The 1,421-nt window shown below is 66.6% G+C and carries 1 protein-coding gene; it reads right to left on the bottom strand.

What is annotated here, in order from left to right; genetic code table 11:
- Nucleotides 1-57: 57 nt before the first annotated feature.
- Nucleotides 58-1,287, bottom strand: coding sequence for an IS256 family transposase (locus ISU10_RS22660; RefSeq protein ID WP_194698721.1), 1,230 nt, complete (start codon nt 1,285-1,287; stop codon nt 58-60).
- Nucleotides 1,288-1,421 lie beyond the last annotated feature (134 nt).

Here is a 1,421-nt window from a genome sequence, read left to right as displayed (position 1 = left end):
GGTGACGTCCCGCTGAGTGGTGGAGTTTCTCGACACCGTGCGGGGTCAGTGAGTTGATCATGCCGTCATGAGTTCGGGCTTGGCCACCTCCTGGTTGGTCTTCTTCTTGAGCTGCTCCATGGAGCGTTCTGAGAGGTAGCGGCGTTCGGCGGTGACTTGCCATTCGTCGTGGGCCTCGACCAGGACCGCGCCGGCCAGGCGCAACAGCGCCTCGGGGTTGGGGAAGACGCCGACGACGTCGGTACGTCGTTTGACTTCCTTGTTGAGCCGCTCGAGCGGGTTGGTCGACCAGATCTTCTTCCAGTGCGCTGCGGGGAACCCGGTGAACGCGAGGAGGTCGTCGCGGGCCGCGCGGAGCATCTGCTCGACCTTGGGCAGCTGCCGGCCGAGCATCGCGGCGATCACCTCGAACTGCTCGTGCACGTGTTCGGCGTCGGGCTGGGCGAAGATGGTGCGGATCGCGGCGGCGACCATCTCCTGGTTGCCCTTGGGGACCACCGCGAGGACGTTGCGCATGAAGTGGACCCGGCAGCGTTGCCAGGCGGCGCCGAGCAGCACCGAGGCGATCGCGGACTTCAGCCCGGTGTGCGCGTCGGAGATGACCAGCTGGACCCCACCGAGTCCGCGGGCCTTCAGGCCGCGCAGGAACGCGGTCCAGAACGCACCGTCCTCGCTGTCGCCGACATCGAAGCCCAACACCTCGCGGCGGCCGTCGGCGGTCACCCCGGTGGCGATCACCACCGCCTGGGACACCACCCGGCGGTTGACCCGGGCCTTGCAGTAGGTGGCGTCGAGGAAGACGTAGGGGTAGGCGACCTCGACCAGCGACCGGTCCCGGAACGCCCCGACCTCCTCGTCCAGGTCCTGACAGATCCTCGAGACCTCCGACTTGCTGATGCCGGTATCGGCGCCCAGTGCCTTGACCAGGTCATCGACCTTCCTGGTCGAGACACCGTGCAGGTAGGCCTCCATGATCACCGCGAACAACGCCTGGTCGACTCGTCGTCGCCGCTCCAACAGGGAGGGGAAGAACGACCCGGCCCGCAACTTGGGGATCCGCAGCTCCAGATCACCCGCGGTCGTGGTCAGCGTCCGCGACCGGGACCCGTTGCGCTGAGCCGTGCGTTGATCGGTGCGCTCCCAGGGACCGGCGCCGATCACGCTGGTCAGCTCGGCGTCGATCAACGCCTGATAGATCGTCTGCGCCGCCGTGCGGACCCGGTCCTCAACACCGGCCGCCTGCATCGCTTCGAGCACCTCGAGTAGTGCAGCATTGTCCAAGGCCATCGTGCGTTCGTGTCCTATCCGTGAGTTCTATCGCTAGGTCTCACTGACCGTCGCACGATGGCCGCCTACTTCCTCGTCAACGACACGAGGCACTTCAGCGAGCCAGAACTACACCACCTCCCGGGACGTCACCA

The sequence above is a fragment of the Nocardioides agariphilus genome (genome assembly GCF_015352445.1).
Lineage (GTDB): Bacteria > Actinomycetota > Actinomycetes > Propionibacteriales > Nocardioidaceae > Nocardioides > Nocardioides agariphilus.
Note: the sequence above shows the minus strand (reverse complement) of the source record. Positions and strands in the feature narration are given on the sequence as shown.